Origin of the sequence: Haloarcula sediminis (genome assembly GCF_035656455.1) — an archaeon.
In the GTDB taxonomy this organism is placed as follows: domain Archaea; phylum Halobacteriota; class Halobacteria; order Halobacteriales; family Haloarculaceae; genus Haloarcula; species Haloarcula sediminis.
Map to the genome: position 1 here is coordinate 316,989 of NZ_JAYMGA010000005.1, position 16,310 is coordinate 333,298.

Here is a 16,310-nt window from a genome sequence, read left to right on the forward strand (position 1 = left end):
GCCGCGGGGGAATTGAAAAGTAATCCACGTTCCAGTTCGTCCAGCAGACCAGTATTTTACCCTCGTGTTCACGAGCGGGCGGTATGCGAATCCGCGAAGACGGGAAACACGCCCACCGAACCGACACCATCGAGCAGGCCGCCGAGTTCTGGAACTGCAACAAGACGAAGGCGCTCATGCGCTCGGCTGAATTCTCCTGGCGAATCGACGAACGAATCCGGGACGTGCTTGCTCGCGAGGACCTCACCGCTCGGCAGAAACGGGAGATTGCCGAGACGCTCCGGGTGCCCGGAACCTATGAAATCGAGGTCGAAGAGAGCGTCATCGTCGAGAAGTGACGACCTGTCTTATGGCGAACCACCCGAGACCGCCGGCATGGCCGCACGCGCGGCCAGTGCAACTATGCTCGGAAAAATCGACTTCGTGGACGCATTGATGGGCGCGCTTTTCACGCTCGCCTCAGCATCACAGACCGGTATCTACGCCGGTGCCCGGCTTCAGCCGGGGAACTTCGCACTCGGGGACCCGATTTACACGGCGGGCGGGACGGCTATCACGCTCGCATTCGTGTTCTCGATTACGACCATCGCGGTCGCCTACGGGACCAACCGCCTTGACGACGGCAAGAAGGGGCCGGACATGAGCGTCAACACCGACATCGGTGATATCGTCAAGGGCGCGGCCTCCTACGAGACGTATATCGCCGGTGCCACTCTGGCGCTCGTGATACTCTCAGGCTTCAACGTCCTCGGTTTCAACGGGTTCGTCAACTCACACTGGGTCTACGGCTACATCGTCACCGGGACGCAGATGGGCGGCTACTACGTCTTCTCGTGGATGGGGTGACCGATGCGGCACAACTATCCCACCATGCCGGCCCGCGCCAGCCCACGCTTGACTGACCCGCGCTCGCTCGTGATGTTCGCCGTCGGTGCCGCGGCCGGCACGGTCGGCGCGACCGCGACGGCGCTCGCCTACGTCGGAGGCTTCTGAGCGATGGACCGTTTTTTTGCGTACGCGACGCTGCTAGTCGTCGGACTGAGTGGGACGACCGTCGCCGCGGCTGTCGCCGGTGACCCGGTGCCCGTCGTCATCCCCGCCGTCGGCGCGGCCGTCCTGGTGGCGCTGCACCACGTCGTCACCAACGAGCGCGACGACGGCCTCGACGACGACCGCGACGGACTGACCGACGTGTACCCCGATGGGCATGGGCGGGAGGGGAGCCGATGACCCGGCGCGCAGCTAGGCGCGTCGCCCTCGCGCTGCTGGTGGTGTCGGCATTCTTGATAGGTGCGACCGGACAGGCGGCAGCAGCGGGGACAGTTGACGACGCTGCTCAGGGGGCTGAGTGTACTCTCCGGGCTGTCGCTGACCTCGCGCCGAACGCCTATATCGAACAATGTGCTACCCCGCAAGAAGTGAATAATGCAAGTCGTGCTGACCTGTATGCAAATGCCAGAAGTGTCGGATACCAAACCGATTATTTGGCAGCATCGACAGAGAATCAAATGGAGGCAACTCGCTCGCTCACATGGTGCAGGGCGCGGGCAAACACGACTGAGAGCCTCCAAAACGGCGAATCTCTCCAGACTGCCCTTGAGGAAAAAAACCGGACTGTCGACAAAGCGTTTGCCGGACACCAGTATAATTATGTTAACACTGTCAAATCAGCCCTGTTACAAATCCACTATGTCAGCAAATCAGCACGCGACCAGGGAATCCACGTAACTGGCATGGAATCGGTCGGGACCGCTAGCGCTGTCGAAGATTACAGCACTCGACGCAACCCGCTATCGACTATCGAGACCCGGAGCAACTGGGGAGGGAACGTCAGTCTCCCGACCGAGATAAACGGGAACAGGTACGTGAATGGTACTCCATATCAGGGGGATGTCTACCTCGAAGGTTCGAGCAGCTACGGAACGACTGAGCCGTTTTGGGGAGGCTATCGGTACTCGGCAGAGTGGCCGAAAGATTACGATAGCCACGGACGGATAGGGGTGAAAAACCCCGCAAATGGACAGTGGAGAACTGTTTACAACAGTACCAGAATCGAACACAATTACCGTGAGCTAATCGAGACTCGGGACAGTATGCAGGGTCAAACGACCCAATGGACGAAAGAGATGTACGCTCAGTATGGTGATGACGGGGATACCGGACTCACAATCGAGGAGCGAAAAGAACTATCATCCGCCTGTTCGCTCGCTCAATTTTCCACCGACACGACTACCACCGGCAGCTATGCAGAACTGAGGGCTGGAATTGGATTGTTAGGCTTTGACAGCAACGCTAACACCAGTTTCAGCATTGCATATACCCCGCGAGTGAATGGCTCACTTGATAGCAGCAATACTACTCTCCTAGAGGGTGGCCTGATGACTAACTGGAAACCGGCCTCCACAAACGGGTCATGGGAAAGCGGTGCTACCTACGATACTGCTAATGCGGACAGTCAGGTCTTGTATGTAGCACAGACCAGCAATAATACCGAGGTAGTGAATGCATCCGGTGGCTCACAACTGGTAGCACTTGATGGAGAGATTAAGATAATCTCTCTAACAAATCCTGACACGGGCGAAGAAGTCGAGTCAACGACAACCCGAGACCACTCAGTCAGAACCGCGAATGCCACTTTCACCGCTGAAGAAGTGCGGGACTTGCTCCAGTATCGACGGAACGTGAGTGAGAACTATCGGCCGCCCACACCTGTTGAGCCGGTAAACGCCAGCATCGGTGGCGGCGGTATCCCCTGGTCGCTGGACGGTCAACAGGTGCCCACCTTCGTCGTCGCCACCGTTCTAATCGCCATCGTCCTGCTGAACGTTCTTAGCAAGAGCCGACCGTAACACCCATGAGACACGCATCTTTCGCCGTGCTGCTCGTCGTGAGCCTTGCGCTCGTCGGCAGCACTCCGGCCGCCGCACAGTCCGCTACCCAGACTCCCAGCCCACAACCCACGGCGCAAACCGGACCCGAGCGCATCGACAATCAGACCGTCATCGTCTCCTCGAACGTGCGGACAGACAACAACAGCACGACCGCCGTCATCACCCTCCGCTCGACCGCGGTCCAGACCGCCACTCTGAGCGACAGTGGCCGGTTCCTCAAAGGCGGTGACGTGCCGACCCGCAGTGTGAACCTTGGACGCGGTGAGACTACGACTGTCGAGATGCCCGTGACCCGAGCGAACGGGTACGTCGCGGTCGGTATCTCGACAGAGAACACCGACCTCTACGCGGAGGTACTACAGCGCCCCAGTCAGGAGTCTGGCGGCCTCGACGTACTCGGCGCGCTCACCTCGGTGCAAGCGTGGTTCGCTGGCGCGTTCGTCGCGTTCACCTGGATGGGGCTCGCCGGCTACACGGTGATGCGTCGCTACGGGAACGCCCCGGAGGTGGCGACGTGAGCCACCCGACCTTTGCCTCGTGGCAGGACCGCGTGACGTACCTGCTGGCCGAATACAAACTGCTCGTGATGGGGCTGCTACTCGGTGGTATCGCGCTCATCGTCTACTACCAGCCCCAGGCCCCGGACCTGCCGAACTGGATACCCGCGGTCCTGGCCGGCTGGATGCTGCTCGGGATGCCGTGCTACCTTGTGGGCCTCAAAATCGCCCGCTGGCTGCACTATCGGAATTGGGAGACGGTCTTTCACATCAACTCGGTCACCGGCGAGCGGGAGAAGTACAAGGTCCCGCCGGAGACGTGGAAGGACCGGGAGAACGTCGACGCCGCGCCGAATCTCGTCAACGACGGCGACGCCTACGAGGTGCGCGAGATGGAATGGCTCGAAGATGTTGAAGCCCTGGAAGTCACTGGCACCTGGATGGGCGCGGCGAAGGACTCCGAACTCATCACCGCGAAAGCGCACATGGAGCGGGTTCACGACTCGCTACTCGACAAGGCCGCGAAGCTCGCCCAGCTGCGCGGCGAGTGGTCCGACAACGCGGTGACGCTACAGGAGAAGCTCATCAACACCGGCGCGGAGGCCCGCGAGCGCGGCCTCATGTTGGACGACACCGCGGCCTCTGACACCTGGCAGGAGATGCGCGGGAACATCGAGGAAGAGCGCGACGAGATTCTCGAAGCGAGCGAGCGTGATCTAGCGGAAGATGAACGCCAGCATATGGGCGATGGGCATGGGCAGCAGTCAACCGGTCCGCAGACGAACGGGAGCCAGCCATGAGCGACGACAATGACGTCTATACAGTCGCCGGATTTCGAGAGCATCAGGACGGCTATCAGGAGAGGGACCCGGATGCGGCCCCCCACGCAGGGATAGTTCGGGACCCGCTCGTCTCTCGGTATCTCGCCGTCCAAGAACAGCACTACGACCCCGACGAGGCCGACGCGCCCGGCCGGATGCCGGGACAGGCCAGGAACCTCACCGAAGTCCAGCAGATGCGCGGGATAGCGGCCACCGAGACAGCCCGCGAGGCCCTGGAGAACGGCGACATGACCAGCCTGAAGCACCTCACCGGACAGCAGGACCAGCGGGCCGATATTTCCGGTATGAAGGCTATCAGCAAGATAGACCAGATTATCGAATCGCCCGCGCCGGTGATTGTGCTACTCGGTGAGATGGGGGCCGGCAAGACGAACATGGCCGGCCTCATCGGCCAGCGGGCCAAGCACCTGCTGGGCGTCGAGCAGGTCGCCAGCAACATCAAGTCACTCAGTGAAACGACTGAGTGGGTCGATAGCGAAGGAGAGGTTCGGAACGGCTACGTCCCGAACCACCACACGCTAGAGCAGTGGGTCGAGCAGGACGGCGACCCCCTGGACCACCCGCAGCAGGCGAAGCTGTTCATCGGAGACGAGTTTAGCAGCAAGGCCGGCGGCACCGGGAAGATGGGCCACCTGACCCGGCAGAAAATGGGGCCTCTCGTCTACAAGATTCGGAAGTACAACGGCCTGCTCATCTACATCGCTCACGACGAGAGCAGCATTCATCCGCTGCTCTGGCGGCTGGGCGTCATCATCAAGAAGACCTCGCAGAAGGAGGCCGTCGTCGCTGACCGAATCAAGAACGGCCAGCTGAAAGACACCTTCATGGAGATTGAAGGAATTCCGCCGACAGACTGGCGCTACCACGACAAAGAAGCGAGTACGTGGTCGTGGACAGACGGCGAGGAAGGCGAGGAACCCGACCCGGACGAAGTAGCCTATGACGTGGCGCTGTGGACCGTTCGAAGATGCAAGGAAGACGGCCTAACGCACCGACAGACGGCGAAATACGTCCCGTTCGGGAAGTCCTGGGTCGGGAAGCGGTGGCCCGAGATACAGGACGGAGACCACGATAGAGCCATGGACAGAGTCCGGAGTGTAACCGCATGACGGCGCGGCACTGTCCGGCTGTCCACGTCCATCGTCCCCCCTTTACTACTGGCCCACAGCCTCCCTCTCGTCACGTAGTGACCGAGAGGGAACCGATGGGCGCGCAGTCTGAGCGACGAGAGGAGTGTATATATAAAAACGCGCGAGGTGCGCGATGAACCTGAATCGACTCATCTCTCACGTCTCCACGACGGTCACCGAGATAGTCGTCGCGTACCTCCTGGCACTGCTGTCTGTCGGGCCGGGCGTCGATGCGGTCACTCTCGCCCGTATCGTCCTCGCTATCAAACTGAACCTGTTCGCCGTGCCGCTGTCGTGGACCCCGGCACTCAGACTACCTCTCTGGGTGTGGTACGTCATCGCCGTCGTCTGGATTCAGCAATGGTGGCGGTTGACCGGTGCGACCGCGAGCGAGGTAGTCGAAGATATAGACCACTACCTCAGTACAGAAGTACACGAGACGCAGCCGGTCGCAGCCGACGGAGGCGAGAAAGATGCCGAGCCATAGAGCAAACCACTACGGGACGCTGGTCGAGCGGCAGGCCGCCGACCGCTACGGCTTCGACCTGGAGCGCGCCAGCTGGCACGACGCCAGGAGGGACGACGGGACGCCCGTCGAAATCAAGAGCGCGATGATTCAGCACGCCGACGGCCAGCCGGGCAACTTCAAGGTATACGACCAGTATCACGACGAACTCCGGGACGCCGGCGGGTACTACGTGTTCGGAGCCTACCGAGTGCGCGGTCGCGGGGTTCAGGTCCTCAAGTGGGAGATGCGTCACTCGTCCCGACTCCCCCGCCTGGAGTGGCACGGTGGCGGGTCGCACCGGGACGCGCAGCAGGCCAAAATCGGGATAGACGAGATATTCTGATGTACGGGGGAGAGAGCGACCCGAGGGTACTGCTGGTTTTAGCTGTGGGCTATGGGCTATGGGCCGGCAGCAGCCGGCTCAGAGAGCGTGTGAGGGAGTGGAGAGCGCCGGACCCGGTGGAGCGGCTGCACGAGCTATACAAGAGCGACGAGATAGACGAGCAGGAGTTAGAGCGCCGGCTGTCGCTGGAGATGGACCCGCGCGCCGACCAGATACGCGAGCACGTCGAACAGGTCGCCGGCGTCGGCCCGGTCACCGCGCGGGAGGTGGCGCTGTCGTTCGAGAGCGTCGACGACCTCCGCCGCGCCGGCGTCGACGAGCTGCAATCTGTCCCGAACGTCGGTCCCGAGCGAGCGGCCGAGATAGCGGACCGCTTCTGAAAATTTTCGCTAGCCCCTGCGGGGCTGTTTCGCGACCGCTACAGCAACGCTGTGCGGTGTATTTTGGTGATGTGGCCTTAGCCACACGACTAAGGGGAACCCGGAAACTCGCTTTCCGGGTTCCCCCTGGTCGCGCGGCTGGGTGACGTGACCGACGGGAGCGAACCCAGCCGCGCGACGCGCGAATTTCCGGAGAAAGAATACAGAATTGCCGCTAAATCGGTGTGTTTGACAGTGATGCCTCTACTCAGGGGCCGGCGCTACCCGCCGTCCCACTCGTCAGCGAGCGGGTATCCGGCCTCTTTCCAGGCCTCGAAGTCGAAGCCCGCGTTTCGCCGTTCCTGCTCCTCGCGGCTCGTGTAGTCGTCCCGGCGGTAGCCCTTCTGGAACACGTTGCGGAGGTCCCGGAATCGCTCACGCCCCGTCTCGGCCGTCTCTACGACGACGTGAACGCCGAAGGTGTTCGCCTCCACGCACTCAGCATACGCCGTCCGAAGCTCGCGGACGATGGCCTTCGCCTCGGTGAAGTCCTCCGCCGTGTAGCCCACCTTCAGCAGTTTCCGGCAGTCGTCAGTCTCTACCTCCGAGACCGCGTACTCCCGGCGAACGCGAGCCCATCGTGACCGGACCCGCTCCTCGGCGGCGTCGGCCAGTTCCATCGTCGCACTCCCAATCTCCTGCTGGAATCGGTCACCGGCAGCCCGAACCCGCTTCAGAAGTTCCTGCTGAACCTTCTTCGACTCCAGTTCTAACTCACCGTAGGTATGTCGAATCAGGCCCTCCAACCGGTCAACAACGGTCCGAACGGTTCGGTACGTGTAGCCGGTCTTCTCCGCGGCCTCCTGGGGCGAGACCTTCCCGCCGTCGGTCAGTAGCAACTCCGTCACGTCCCGGTCAGCGTCGGTCATATCGCCCCACAGTTGCATCACTCGGTGTTCCTGCTCGTCTTCAATCTCCGGCAGTGGGCAGGGGACGAGCTTTCGAGCCTCTGTGGTGTTCCGTACGTCCCAGTACGAATCAAAGTCGACAAACACGCTACTCTCGGCGCTGGTTGCCAGCCCACACCAGTCGAGACAGTTCAGTATCGTCTCCTCCAGCTCCCGGCGCACGTCGTCGAGGTCGTCCCACCGGACGGTCTCGTCGGTCCGGGAAGTCTGGTACGACACTTCGAACTTCGGATGATACGGAGCCTCGTCAGGCTCGTGACTCTCAGGGTCGCGGGGGTAGTAGTGTTTCAACTCTTTCCCCAGCCGGTGTCCACGGATGAGTTCCCCCGCCTTCTCGTCCTCGACGACAGACTTCACCAAGTAGCCCGGTATCTTGGTGTTGTCCTCCTCGTGCTTCCGGTAGCCAGTCCGGTCACCCTGGATGAGCGTATGTGCGCGGGCTATCGGTCCGTCAGCAGCGTGCAGTGGGCCACTGTCGCCCCGGTACAGGCGCACGTAGTACGCGAGGTCGTTGATGTGACTATCTGGGTGTGGCTGGTCGAAGTATCGCGCAGCGATGCCGTAGGCGTCCATCACGCGCTTCACGAGCGACAGGTATCTCTCGTGGGGGAGATTCGAAGCCTGCACCTGCACGTCGATGTACGGCGCGCCGTACTGTGGAACCGACACCGGCTCACCGTCCGACGTGATATTCGGCCAACGTGGGCGGACGGTAATCGTCCCACCTTTGACGCGCGGGTCCTGGTCAGCACGCTCGCCGCGGTACTCAGGCGAATCCTTCGAGACGAAATAGAACTGGAACTCACGCACCTGCTGAATCTGGAACTCGGGGTTGTCCCAGGGGTCAAAGCCGCTCTTGGAGTAGTCGAAACAGGTGGCCCATGTCTCGCCAGCGAACTCGATGTCTTCGGTCGGCTTCCCGTCGGTTTCCCAGCGGTCGCCCCACTCCTTGATGAGCGAGTCCATCGCGTAGTAGGGCTTCAGGCCGTAGTCAGGGACTCCAGGGTCGGGGTGGACCCCAATCGTAAAGCGCACGTCGCCCTCATGAGGGGCGCACTTGAGCTGCCGAGACATCCCTATCTCCGGTCCTCGATGGCGGCTACTGCACGCTCGATTTCGGCCTGGCTCTCGGCGATGGGCTGGAGTTTCGCCCAGTCGAAGGCGACGGGCTCGCCGGCCTCCACGTCGTAGAGACGCGTCGCCCGGACGAACTCAGTCACCGCCAGTCACCTCCGAAACACTCCGGATTCCCACAGAGCTTGTAGTGCGGCCGATAGGCAGCCAGGGGAACGTCGGTGAACTCGGTGTCAGGCCGATAGTCGGCCTCGGGACAGGCGGGCCGGGGCTCGTCGGCGTTGGGGTCGAGACGGTGGAGCGTGTCGGCGTACTGTGAGCGGTTCCGAACGCCGGTATCGGTGTCGGGCTCCTGACCCGTCGCGGCGGTCCGACTCATGGGCGGCAGACCCCCTCGTCAAGCGCGGGGCACCGCTGGTCGGGCTCAGTTATCCACTCGCCGCAGTAATCGCAGATGAGCCGGCGGTCGGCCTGTGCACGGCTCACAGCGACCACTCCCTAAACCGGCCGCTAATGGTTAGGAAACCCGGGAAAAGGGGTTTATACGCTATGGGCCGGCGCGAATTCGAATCGCGGTTACGGCCACCCGAAGGCCGAAGGATACCAGGCTACCCCACCGGCCCGTGCGATAGCAAGAGGAAAATGGTGAGGGCGATTTTTAACCTTTCCGGAAGCGACCGTTGGAGAAACAAGGGACATGGAGAGGGACTGGCATTACGACAGCCAGAACTCCCCGGGCGCCCAGCGCCTTTCAGTCGCCAACAGCGCGGTGACGATTCAAGCAGTCTCCATTCCCGCTGGCCGAAGTACAGAAAATATATATCGCTCGCGAGTTACTCACGAGCCGAGTAACTAATGACGATACTCGTCACCGGGGCAGACGGTTACATCGGCTGGCCCACAGCGCTGCGCATCGCGTCGCGAACGGACGACCGCGTTCTGCTGGTCGACAACTTCGGCCGACGGGAGTGGGTCGAGGAGATCGGTTCGACCAGCGCGGTGCCGGTCGCCTCTATCGACGAGCGTCTCGACGCCGCCGAAGAGACGCTTGGCATCACCAACATGTCCTTCGTCGAGGGCGACCTCGTCGAGAAGGACTTCGTCGACGAGCTGCTCCAGGTCCACGAGCCCGACACCGTCGTCCACGCGGCCGCCCAGCCCTCGGCGCCGTACTCCCAGATAAACGGCGAGCGGGCCAACTACACCCAGCACAACAACCTCCAGTCCACCCGAAACCTCCTGTGGGGGCTCGAAGAGCACGACCTCACGGACACCCACTTCATCGAGACGACGACGACGGGCGTCTATGGCGCGCCGGAGTTCCCCATCCCCGAGGGCGGCGCGACGATGGAGAACCAGGGCGAGGCCGACGATGTGCCGTTCCCGGCGATGGCCGGGAGCTGGTACCACCTCACGAAGTCCCACGACGCGGCGAACATGCGCCTGGCGCACAAGCAGTTCGACATCCCCGTCTCGGACGTGCGCACGGCCATCACCTACGGGACCGAGACCGAAGAGACGCGCGAGGACGACCGGCTCAAGACCCGCTTTGACTTCGACTACTACTTCGGGACGGTCACCCACCGCTTCTGTGCGCAGGCCGTCGCGGGCTACCCGGTGACCGTCTACGGCAAGGGCGAGCAGCGCAAACCCTTTGTCTCGCTTGAGGACGCCGTCGAAGGGCTGGCCCAGCTGGCGCTGGGCGACGCCGGCGACCGGCCGGACGGGCTCACGGTGTACAACCAGGTCACCCGCGCCATCAGCATCGTCGAGATCGCCGAGACCATCGCCGACGTGGGCGAGCAGTTCGACCTCGACGTGGCCGTCGAACACTTCGAGAACCCCCGTGACGAGGACGAGACCCACAAGATGGAGATAGAGAAGGACCAGTATATGGACCTCATCGGCGAGCAAGACCAGACCTTCGAGGACGGCGTCGCGGACATCTTCGAGACGCTGACCAGCCACGCCGGTACCATCGAGTCCCACGAGGACCGCTTCCTGCCGGGCGTGCTCGTCGACGAATGACGACCGACGTGCTGGTCACGGGCGGCTGTGGCTACATCGGGAGCGACCTGATCCCGCGGCTGGCCGACGACGACCGGGTCGGCGACGTGGTCGTCCTGGACAGCCTCGAATCCGGCTCGCCACGGGCGCTGATGGGCGCGGTCAACGGCAAACTACAGTTTCGCCGGGGCGACGTCCGGGAGTACGGCGACGTCGAGAGCGCGATGCGGGGCGTCGACACCGTCGTCCATCTGGCGGCCATCACCGGCGCGGCCAGCACCCACGACCGCCGCGAGGAGACCGTCGCGGTCAACTACGACGGCACCGAGAACGTCCTCACCGCCGCCGGCAAGCTCGGCGTCGAGAACGTCGTCTTCGCCTCCTCGTGTAACGTCTACGGCCGCGCGACCAGCACCGATATCGACGAGACCGTCGACCCCGACCCGATCAACCCCTATGCGGAGACGAAGCTCGATTCGGAGACGCTCCTCCGGGAAGCTTGCGAGGAGTTCGGGATGGACGGCACCGCCCTGCGGATGGCGACGAACTTCGGCTACTCGCCGGGGGTCCGGTTCAACCTCGTCGTGAACTACTTTGTCTTCCGGGCGCTGACCGGGCGCACGCTGACGGTGTACGGCGACGGCTCGAACTGGCGGCCGTTCATCCACGTCAGCGACGCCGCGCGAGCGTACAAGCACGCCGCCCTGGAGCCCGACGCCTGGGACCGGCGCGTCTACAACGTCGGGAGCAACGACGCCAACTACCAGATATCGGAGATCGCCGACATCGTCGACGACGAGGTCGGCGCGGTCGATATCACCTATCTGGAGGACGAACACCCCGGCCCCTCGTATCACGTCAACTTCGACCGACTGGCGGGCACAGGCTTTGAACCACAGACCACCCTCCGCGAGGGGGTCCGTGACATCGCAGACCGATTCACCAATGGCTGAGACACACATCGCTCTCACGGGCGCGGCCGGCTACATCGGCAGCCGCGTTCTCGTCGAACTACAGGAACAGCACCCCGACTGGGAGATAACGGCGCTCGACAACTTCTATCTCGGCGACGTCCGCTCGGTGGGCGACGTCGAGGTCGAACACATCGACATCCGGAACCGCGACCGCCTCGAAGAGACGCTGGCGGGCGCCGACGTCGTCATGCATCTGGCGGCCATCTCGGGCGTCGACGACTGCGAAGCAAAGCAGGACCTCGCCTACGAGTGTAACGTCCAGGGGACCGAAAACGTCGCGTGGTTCTGCCGCAAGACCGGCGCCGCGATGATCTTCCCTTTCTCGATGGCCGTACTCGGGGACCCGACGGAGTTCCCCATCACGGTCGACCATCCCCGCGACCCGATGAACTGGTACGGCCGCACGAAGCTCCTCAGCGAGCGGGCCATCGAGGACTTTGCCGACGGCGCCTTCCCGGCTCACCAGTTCATGATCTCCAACCTCTACGGCGGCCACGAGATCGGCGGCCGGGAGATATCCAAGGGGACCGTCATCAACTTCTTCCTCTCGCGGGCGAACGCGGGCGAGACGCTGACGGTGTACGAACCGGGTACCCAGTGTCGGAACTTCGTCCACGTCAAGGACGTGGCCCGGGCCTACCTCCGCAGCGCCGAGCGGCTGGTCGAACAGCTCGAGGCGGGCGAGACCGGCGTCGAGAAGTACGAAATCGCCAGCGACGAGGACCCCGGCGTCGAGACCGTCGCCGAGCTCGTCCAGTCCGTCGCGGCCGAACACGGCCGCGAGGTCGACGTCGAACTCGTCGAGAACCCGCGTGCCGGCGAGGAGACGCTCGTCTCGGAGTTCCCGGTCGACACGACCGCCGCGCGAGAGCGGCTGGGCTGGGAGACCAGATACGACGTGGAATCGGTCGTCCGCGAGAGCTTCGAGGCGGACAACTGATTACGCAGGACGATACAGGTGGCCGTATAGCGATGGACACGTGGAAGCGGCTCCTCGTCGCGGCGCTGTTGTTGTCAGCGCTTGGCGTGCTGTTCGTCCACGAGGACGCGACGAGCGGGGCGCGGACGCCGTACCCGGAACCCCACGAACTGGCGGCCGACTACGACGGCTATGTCGGCGAGACGGTGGTGGTGTTCGGGAGGGTGACCGGCGTCGACGGGAACGCCATCAGCATCGAGTCCGAATCGGAGGGTGTCAATATCGACCTCCGTGTCACCGGCGTGTCGGCCGCCGTGGAACCGGGCGGCCTCGTGCAGGTGTACGGCGAACTCCGGCCCGAACAGGAGATCGTGGCCCAGAAACTCGTCGTCGTCAACGACAGCGGCGGGGCGGAATGGTACAAGTACGGCGTGTCGGTCGTCGGTGCCCTCGGGTTCCTCGTCGCCTTCCTGCAACAGTGGCGACTCGACCGCGAGACGTGGACGCTGGAGGCCCGGAATGGCTGATCTGCTCTCCCACCTCCTGGTGGCGTTTTCGCTCTTTACCGTCGCGTCGTGGCGGGTCAAGTGGCTAGACCGTCGCTGGGTCGTCGTCGGAACTGGTGGCGCAGCGATTCCCGACCTCGTGAAAGTCGGCCTCGTACTCCCCGAAGTGACGGTCGAAAGCGCGCTCGGGGTCCCGTTCTCTTACACACCGCTGTCGACGCTGGGCGGTGTGTTGCTGGTCGCCGGCCTTATCACCCTCGCCTTCGGGCGCGACCGGTGGCGACGGGTGTACGGGCTCGTAGTAACCGGCGGCGTCCTCTCGCTCCTCGGCGACGGGATGCGAGCATACGCCGACGGGCGTGCCTCGGCGTACCTGTACCCCCTGACGAACTGGCGACCGCCGACGCCGAGCCTCTACGTCTCCTCGGACCCGCTGGTTCTCGTCGCGGCGCTCGCGTTCGCGGCCGTCGTGGTCGCTGTCGACCGACACATCGCCGACGAGTAGCCTACCAGGTCAGCCCCTCGTAGGTGAGACCGTCCCGCCGTTCGATTATCCGCCGACCGTCCACAACGACCGGGTCGGCCATTGCATCGAACTCGCCGTCGAGTGCGGCGAACTCGTCCCAGTCGGTGACGACGACGGCGCCAGAGGCCCCCTCCAGGGCGCTCGCGGCCGAGTCGGCGTACTCGATGTTGGGGTACTTCTCGCGCATGTTCTCGGTCGCGACGGGGTCGTAGGCGACGATTTCGGCGCCCCGGTTGCGCAGCCCCTCGATGACCGGTACCGCTCGGGTGTTGCGAATGTCGTCGGTACCGGGTTTGAACGCCAGGCCCAACACGGCGATGCGCTTGCCAGCCACGTCGGCGTGGTCGTCGAGCAGGGCGAGCAGGCGCTCGGGCTGGGCGTCGTTGAGTTCGACCGCAGCGGAGAGGACCGCGGGGTCGTACCCCTGCTCACGGGCGGCGGCGATGATGGCGTCGGTGTCTTTCGGGAAGCAGTTATGGACGACTAGAGCGTCAGTTGTGACAAACGTGTGGGTATCACTGACTTCGAGCGAGTAGACATCTGTTTCGGCCTCTGTGACCGAGATATCACTGACCTCAACAGTGGTGTTCTCCACGCCGATACTGTGACTGGACGGTTGAATATCCCGTTCGTAGCTCTCGAGACGCTGTTCGATTTTCTCCTGCTCAGACGGCAGGAAAAGGTGTTTCAACGCCGCGATGTGTCTCTTCGAACTGATACGCAGGAAGTGAGCCGGTCGAGTCGATTTCTCGGACTGAGAGGTCTTGTAGCTGGGAACGATTCCGAGGCTGTGCAGGAGGAACTGCATACCCTGTATCAGTTCCTCGCTCACAGAGCCGTAATCGTACACGACCGCGTTTGAGTGGCTCGTGTATTCAATATGCCCGTCACCACGAAACAGGCCTGCGAGCAACGACTCGCGGTGTTTCGGGGGCTCTTGATAGGCACGGTTCGGAATCGCTGCCGAATACGAGCCGCTGCCACAGCCGAGCCAGTCGACAAAGTACGCGAACACACGGCTCGAAATCTCTATCTGGGTGGCCGTTTCCTGTGTCGAGGTGCGGTACCGAACGCCGATACTGTCGAGATACGATTCGACATCGTCAACGTAGGCCTGTTCGTCGCTCGGATGGAAGCTCAGACAGACCCGTTTTCGCGTCGTTGAGCCGTTGCCAGAGTCGTCCTCGTTGATATGTCCTTCGCTGAGGTAGTAGCCGACGAAACGCCAGAAGTCTGCGTCGGCCGAAATGGTAGCTGGAATATAGGTCTGCCCACCACCAACGGTAGTGTAAATCGCTACGTCGGCGCGGTTTATCGGTAGTTCCGACTCGAATTCGAGGAACGTATCAAGTCCGATGTAGTTGTTGCGCGTGAATTCGTGGACCTTGTCGTACGTGAACCGGTCGTTGTACGTGGACAGCACCTTGCGCAGCTCTTGTTTTATTTCTGATATTTCAAACGAGGGTTTCAGATATACCGATTCGTTGTCGAACGCCGCCGCCGAGTCGACGAGATCGATGATATCGAACGACTCGACTGGGTCCGATGGGAGTTCAGTCTGAACTGGCAGCTCGTCACCCGTCCGAAGCGTTGATGCTTCGCGTGGCACTGCTTCGCCGTCTTCGACGACGAGCATGGGATGGTCGTCGGTGACGGTTACCTGCTTGTTCATTTTCGTCCCGATATCGTAGAGGTCGCCCTGGAACTCCCGACGCGTTGCGGCGAGAACGGGCTCAAAGGAGAAATTGCCATCTATGTTGCGGCTGAGGACCGATACGTCGTCAACCGCACCGTCGGCGGCGTAGTGGTCGAAGAACTCCGCAAGCGTGAGGAGTTTCGTGCCCGAATCGTCTTTCGCTAGCACACGCTGGTCACCCGTGAGACAGCTGCCCCCCCATCCCACGCCGCTCCGGAGGAACCGCTCGCCGATGCGGTCGTCAAGCCCGATGGCCTCGGCCACCTCGTAGGCGTCGACGCCGAACTCCTTGCAGACGTTGCCGATGTCGTTGATGAGCGAGACCTTCGAGGCGAGGAAGGTGTTGTTGGCGTACTTTATCATCTCGGCCTCGGCGATACCGGTTTCGACGACGGGTACGTCGCCGTCGGCGGCCGCCCGGAGGGGCGCGTACAGCTTCCCAAGCGTCTCGAAGGCCCGCTCGTCGTCAGCGCCGAAGACGAGCTTGTCGGGGTTCAGGAAGTCCGCGACGGCGGTGCCCTCGCGCTGGAACTCGGGGTTCGACGCGACGAGGAAGTCCGCGCCCCGTTCTAGACCGGCCTCGGCGATGCGGGGGGCGAGTCGCTCGTCGGTCGTCCGGGGGATGACGGTCGATTTGGTGACGACGAGATGGGGAGTGTCCCCGTTGTCGCCCCCGGCCAGCGCCTCGCCGACGCTCGCCGCGCCGGCCTCCATGTACCCGAGGTCGATGCTGCCGTCGTCGTTCGAGGGCGTGGGCAGGGCGAGCATCGTGAGGTCGGTGTCCAGGATGGCGTCGTAGTCGGTGGTCGCCTGCAACCGGCCGCCGCCGTGTTCGGCGACCAGTTCGTCCAGTCCGGGCTCGTGAATCGGCGTCTCGCCATCGTTGATCGCGTCGACGATGCCCTCGTCGATATCTATCGCCGTGACCTCGTGTCCGAGGTCGGCCAGACACGCCGCGACCGTGGTGCCGACGTAGCCGCTGCCGACGATACTGACGTTCATCGCTCCCGACTTCGCCGCCACGGGTGATGAGAATTCGGGTCCTTCGGCTGGGCATGTGGCGGTGTGTC

19 protein-coding genes and 1 tRNA gene are annotated in these 16,310 nt (G+C 62.9%); 15 read left to right on the forward strand and 5 right to left on the reverse strand.

Translation table 11 applies throughout. The features are described from left to right. The first annotated feature begins 83 nt into the window (after positions 1 to 83). The 10 genes from VJ162_RS10715 to VJ162_RS10760 all read left to right on the forward strand — a co-directional run bounded on the left by VJ162_RS10715 (position 84) and on the right by VJ162_RS10760 (position 6,591). Positions 84 to 338, forward strand: a complete 255-nt coding sequence (locus VJ162_RS10715; RefSeq protein WP_324664168.1) for a DUF7692 domain-containing protein — start codon at positions 84 to 86, stop codon at positions 336 to 338. Between the two features lie 64 nt (positions 339 to 402). Then, on the forward strand, positions 403 to 846 hold the full coding sequence (locus VJ162_RS10720) for a hypothetical protein (protein WP_324664169.1): 444 nt from the start codon (positions 403 to 405) through the stop codon (positions 844 to 846). A 150-nt stretch (positions 847 to 996) separates the two neighbouring features. Beyond that, a complete protein-coding gene (locus tag VJ162_RS10725) occupies positions 997 to 1,230 on the forward strand; it encodes a hypothetical protein (RefSeq protein ID WP_324664171.1) in 234 nt (77 codons plus the stop codon). Next, the gene (locus VJ162_RS10730) at positions 1,227 to 2,849 is read left to right on the forward strand and encodes a hypothetical protein (RefSeq protein WP_324664172.1); all 1,623 of its coding nucleotides are present in this window, start codon (positions 1,227 to 1,229) and stop codon (positions 2,847 to 2,849) included. The genes VJ162_RS10725 and VJ162_RS10730 overlap by 4 nt, the downstream gene beginning before the upstream one ends. A 5-nt stretch (positions 2,850 to 2,854) precedes the next feature. Further along, positions 2,855 to 3,409 (forward strand): hypothetical protein, encoded by a 555-nt coding sequence (locus VJ162_RS10735; RefSeq protein WP_324664173.1) that lies wholly within the window; start codon positions 2,855 to 2,857, stop codon positions 3,407 to 3,409. Continuing rightward, positions 3,406 to 4,188: a hypothetical protein gene (locus VJ162_RS10740; RefSeq protein ID WP_324664175.1), complete on the forward strand. Its 783-nt coding sequence runs from the start codon at positions 3,406 to 3,408 to the stop codon at positions 4,186 to 4,188. Before VJ162_RS10735 ends, VJ162_RS10740 begins: the two co-directional genes overlap by 4 nt. Continuing rightward, on the forward strand, positions 4,185 to 5,339 hold the full coding sequence (locus VJ162_RS10745; RefSeq protein ID WP_324664177.1) for a hypothetical protein: 1,155 nt from the start codon (positions 4,185 to 4,187) through the stop codon (positions 5,337 to 5,339). Before VJ162_RS10740 ends, VJ162_RS10745 begins: the two co-directional genes overlap by 4 nt. Positions 5,340 to 5,493: 154 nt before the next feature. Further along, positions 5,494 to 5,847, forward strand: a complete 354-nt coding sequence (locus VJ162_RS10750; RefSeq protein WP_324664179.1) for a hypothetical protein — start codon at positions 5,494 to 5,496, stop codon at positions 5,845 to 5,847. Then, the gene (locus VJ162_RS10755; protein WP_324664181.1) at positions 5,834 to 6,211 is read left to right on the forward strand and encodes a hypothetical protein; all 378 of its coding nucleotides are present in this window, start codon (positions 5,834 to 5,836) and stop codon (positions 6,209 to 6,211) included. Before VJ162_RS10750 ends, VJ162_RS10755 begins: the two co-directional genes overlap by 14 nt. Before the next feature lie 89 nt (positions 6,212 to 6,300). After that, entirely contained in the window at positions 6,301 to 6,591 is a 291-nt protein-coding gene (locus VJ162_RS10760) for a helix-hairpin-helix domain-containing protein (protein WP_324664183.1), read from the forward strand. A gap of 260 nt (positions 6,592 to 6,851) precedes the next feature. On the opposite strand, the gene VJ162_RS10765 is transcribed toward VJ162_RS10760, so the two are convergent. The 4 genes from VJ162_RS10765 to VJ162_RS10780 all read right to left on the reverse strand — a co-directional run bounded on the left by VJ162_RS10765 (position 6,852) and on the right by VJ162_RS10780 (position 9,235). Next, positions 6,852 to 8,612, reverse strand: coding sequence for a DUF7845 domain-containing protein (locus VJ162_RS10765; protein WP_324664185.1), 1,761 nt, complete (start codon positions 8,610 to 8,612; stop codon positions 6,852 to 6,854). Between the two features lie 2 nt (positions 8,613 to 8,614). After that, positions 8,615 to 8,758 carry a hypothetical protein gene (locus VJ162_RS10770; protein ID WP_324664187.1) on the reverse strand — a complete coding sequence of 48 codons (144 nt, stop codon included), beginning with the start codon at positions 8,756 to 8,758 and terminating at the stop codon, positions 8,615 to 8,617. Continuing rightward, on the reverse strand, positions 8,755 to 8,991 hold the full coding sequence (locus tag VJ162_RS10775; RefSeq protein WP_324664189.1) for a hypothetical protein: 237 nt from the start codon (positions 8,989 to 8,991) through the stop codon (positions 8,755 to 8,757). The genes VJ162_RS10770 and VJ162_RS10775 overlap by 4 nt, the downstream gene beginning before the upstream one ends. Positions 8,992 to 9,162: 171 nt before the next feature. Continuing rightward, positions 9,163 to 9,235 (reverse strand) — tRNA-Pro (locus VJ162_RS10780). 232 nt (positions 9,236 to 9,467) lie between these two features. On the opposite strand from VJ162_RS10780, the gene VJ162_RS10785 reads away from it, so the two are divergent. From VJ162_RS10785 to VJ162_RS10805, 5 genes are read left to right on the forward strand one after another with little or no spacing between them, the layout of a single operon-like run. Then, complete coding sequence (locus VJ162_RS10785; RefSeq protein ID WP_324664191.1) at positions 9,468 to 10,640, forward strand: NAD-dependent epimerase/dehydratase family protein; 1,173 nt, start codon at positions 9,468 to 9,470, stop codon at positions 10,638 to 10,640. Next, a complete protein-coding gene (locus VJ162_RS10790) occupies positions 10,637 to 11,572 on the forward strand; it encodes an NAD-dependent epimerase/dehydratase family protein (RefSeq protein ID WP_324664193.1) in 936 nt (311 codons plus the stop codon). The genes VJ162_RS10785 and VJ162_RS10790 overlap by 4 nt, the downstream gene beginning before the upstream one ends. Next, the gene (locus VJ162_RS10795; protein ID WP_324664195.1) at positions 11,565 to 12,533 is read left to right on the forward strand and encodes an NAD-dependent epimerase/dehydratase family protein; all 969 of its coding nucleotides are present in this window, start codon (positions 11,565 to 11,567) and stop codon (positions 12,531 to 12,533) included. The genes VJ162_RS10790 and VJ162_RS10795 overlap by 8 nt, the downstream gene beginning before the upstream one ends. Before the next feature lie 32 nt (positions 12,534 to 12,565). Further along, complete coding sequence (locus tag VJ162_RS10800; protein WP_324664197.1) at positions 12,566 to 13,039, forward strand: single stranded DNA-binding domain-containing protein; 474 nt, start codon at positions 12,566 to 12,568, stop codon at positions 13,037 to 13,039. Further along, positions 13,032 to 13,523 carry a hypothetical protein gene (locus tag VJ162_RS10805; RefSeq protein WP_324664198.1) on the forward strand — a complete coding sequence of 164 codons (492 nt, stop codon included), beginning with the start codon at positions 13,032 to 13,034 and terminating at the stop codon, positions 13,521 to 13,523. Before VJ162_RS10800 ends, VJ162_RS10805 begins: the two co-directional genes overlap by 8 nt. 1 nt (position 13,524) lies before the next feature. Here the strand turns inward: VJ162_RS10805 and VJ162_RS10815 are convergent, their stop codons facing one another. After that, a complete protein-coding gene (locus VJ162_RS10815) occupies positions 13,525 to 16,242 on the reverse strand; it encodes a nucleotide sugar dehydrogenase (RefSeq protein WP_407066853.1) in 2,718 nt (905 codons plus the stop codon). Positions 16,243 to 16,310: the final 68 nt, after the last annotated feature.

Excerpts from the sequence above, each read along its gene's own strand:
- VJ162_RS10715 (WP_324664168.1), top strand. The coding sequence starts at position 84 with ATGCGAATCCGCGAAGACGGGAAACACGCCCACCGAACCGACACCATC.
- VJ162_RS10720 (WP_324664169.1), top strand. The coding sequence starts at position 403 with ATGCTCGGAAAAATCGACTTCGTGGACGCATTGATGGGCGCGCTTTTC.
- VJ162_RS10725 (WP_324664171.1), top strand. The coding sequence starts at position 997 with ATGGACCGTTTTTTTGCGTACGCGACGCTGCTAGTCGTCGGACTGAGT.
- VJ162_RS10730 (WP_324664172.1), top strand. The coding sequence starts at position 1,227 with ATGACCCGGCGCGCAGCTAGGCGCGTCGCCCTCGCGCTGCTGGTGGTG.
- VJ162_RS10735 (WP_324664173.1), top strand. The coding sequence starts at position 2,855 with ATGAGACACGCATCTTTCGCCGTGCTGCTCGTCGTGAGCCTTGCGCTC.
- VJ162_RS10745 (WP_324664177.1), top strand. The coding sequence starts at position 4,185 with ATGAGCGACGACAATGACGTCTATACAGTCGCCGGATTTCGAGAGCAT.
- VJ162_RS10750 (WP_324664179.1), top strand. The coding sequence starts at position 5,494 with ATGAACCTGAATCGACTCATCTCTCACGTCTCCACGACGGTCACCGAG.
- VJ162_RS10755 (WP_324664181.1), top strand. The coding sequence starts at position 5,834 with ATGCCGAGCCATAGAGCAAACCACTACGGGACGCTGGTCGAGCGGCAG.
- VJ162_RS10765 (WP_324664185.1), bottom strand. The coding sequence starts at position 8,612 with ATGTCTCGGCAGCTCAAGTGCGCCCCTCATGAGGGCGACGTGCGCTTT.
- VJ162_RS10775 (WP_324664189.1), bottom strand. The coding sequence starts at position 8,991 with ATGAGTCGGACCGCCGCGACGGGTCAGGAGCCCGACACCGATACCGGC.
- VJ162_RS10785 (WP_324664191.1), top strand. The coding sequence starts at position 9,468 with ATGACGATACTCGTCACCGGGGCAGACGGTTACATCGGCTGGCCCACA.
- VJ162_RS10790 (WP_324664193.1), top strand. The coding sequence starts at position 10,637 with ATGACGACCGACGTGCTGGTCACGGGCGGCTGTGGCTACATCGGGAGC.
- VJ162_RS10795 (WP_324664195.1), top strand. The coding sequence starts at position 11,565 with ATGGCTGAGACACACATCGCTCTCACGGGCGCGGCCGGCTACATCGGC.
- VJ162_RS10800 (WP_324664197.1), top strand. The coding sequence starts at position 12,566 with ATGGACACGTGGAAGCGGCTCCTCGTCGCGGCGCTGTTGTTGTCAGCG.
- VJ162_RS10805 (WP_324664198.1), top strand. The coding sequence starts at position 13,032 with ATGGCTGATCTGCTCTCCCACCTCCTGGTGGCGTTTTCGCTCTTTACC.
- VJ162_RS10815 (WP_407066853.1), bottom strand. The coding sequence starts at position 16,242 with ATGAACGTCAGTATCGTCGGCAGCGGCTACGTCGGCACCACGGTCGCG.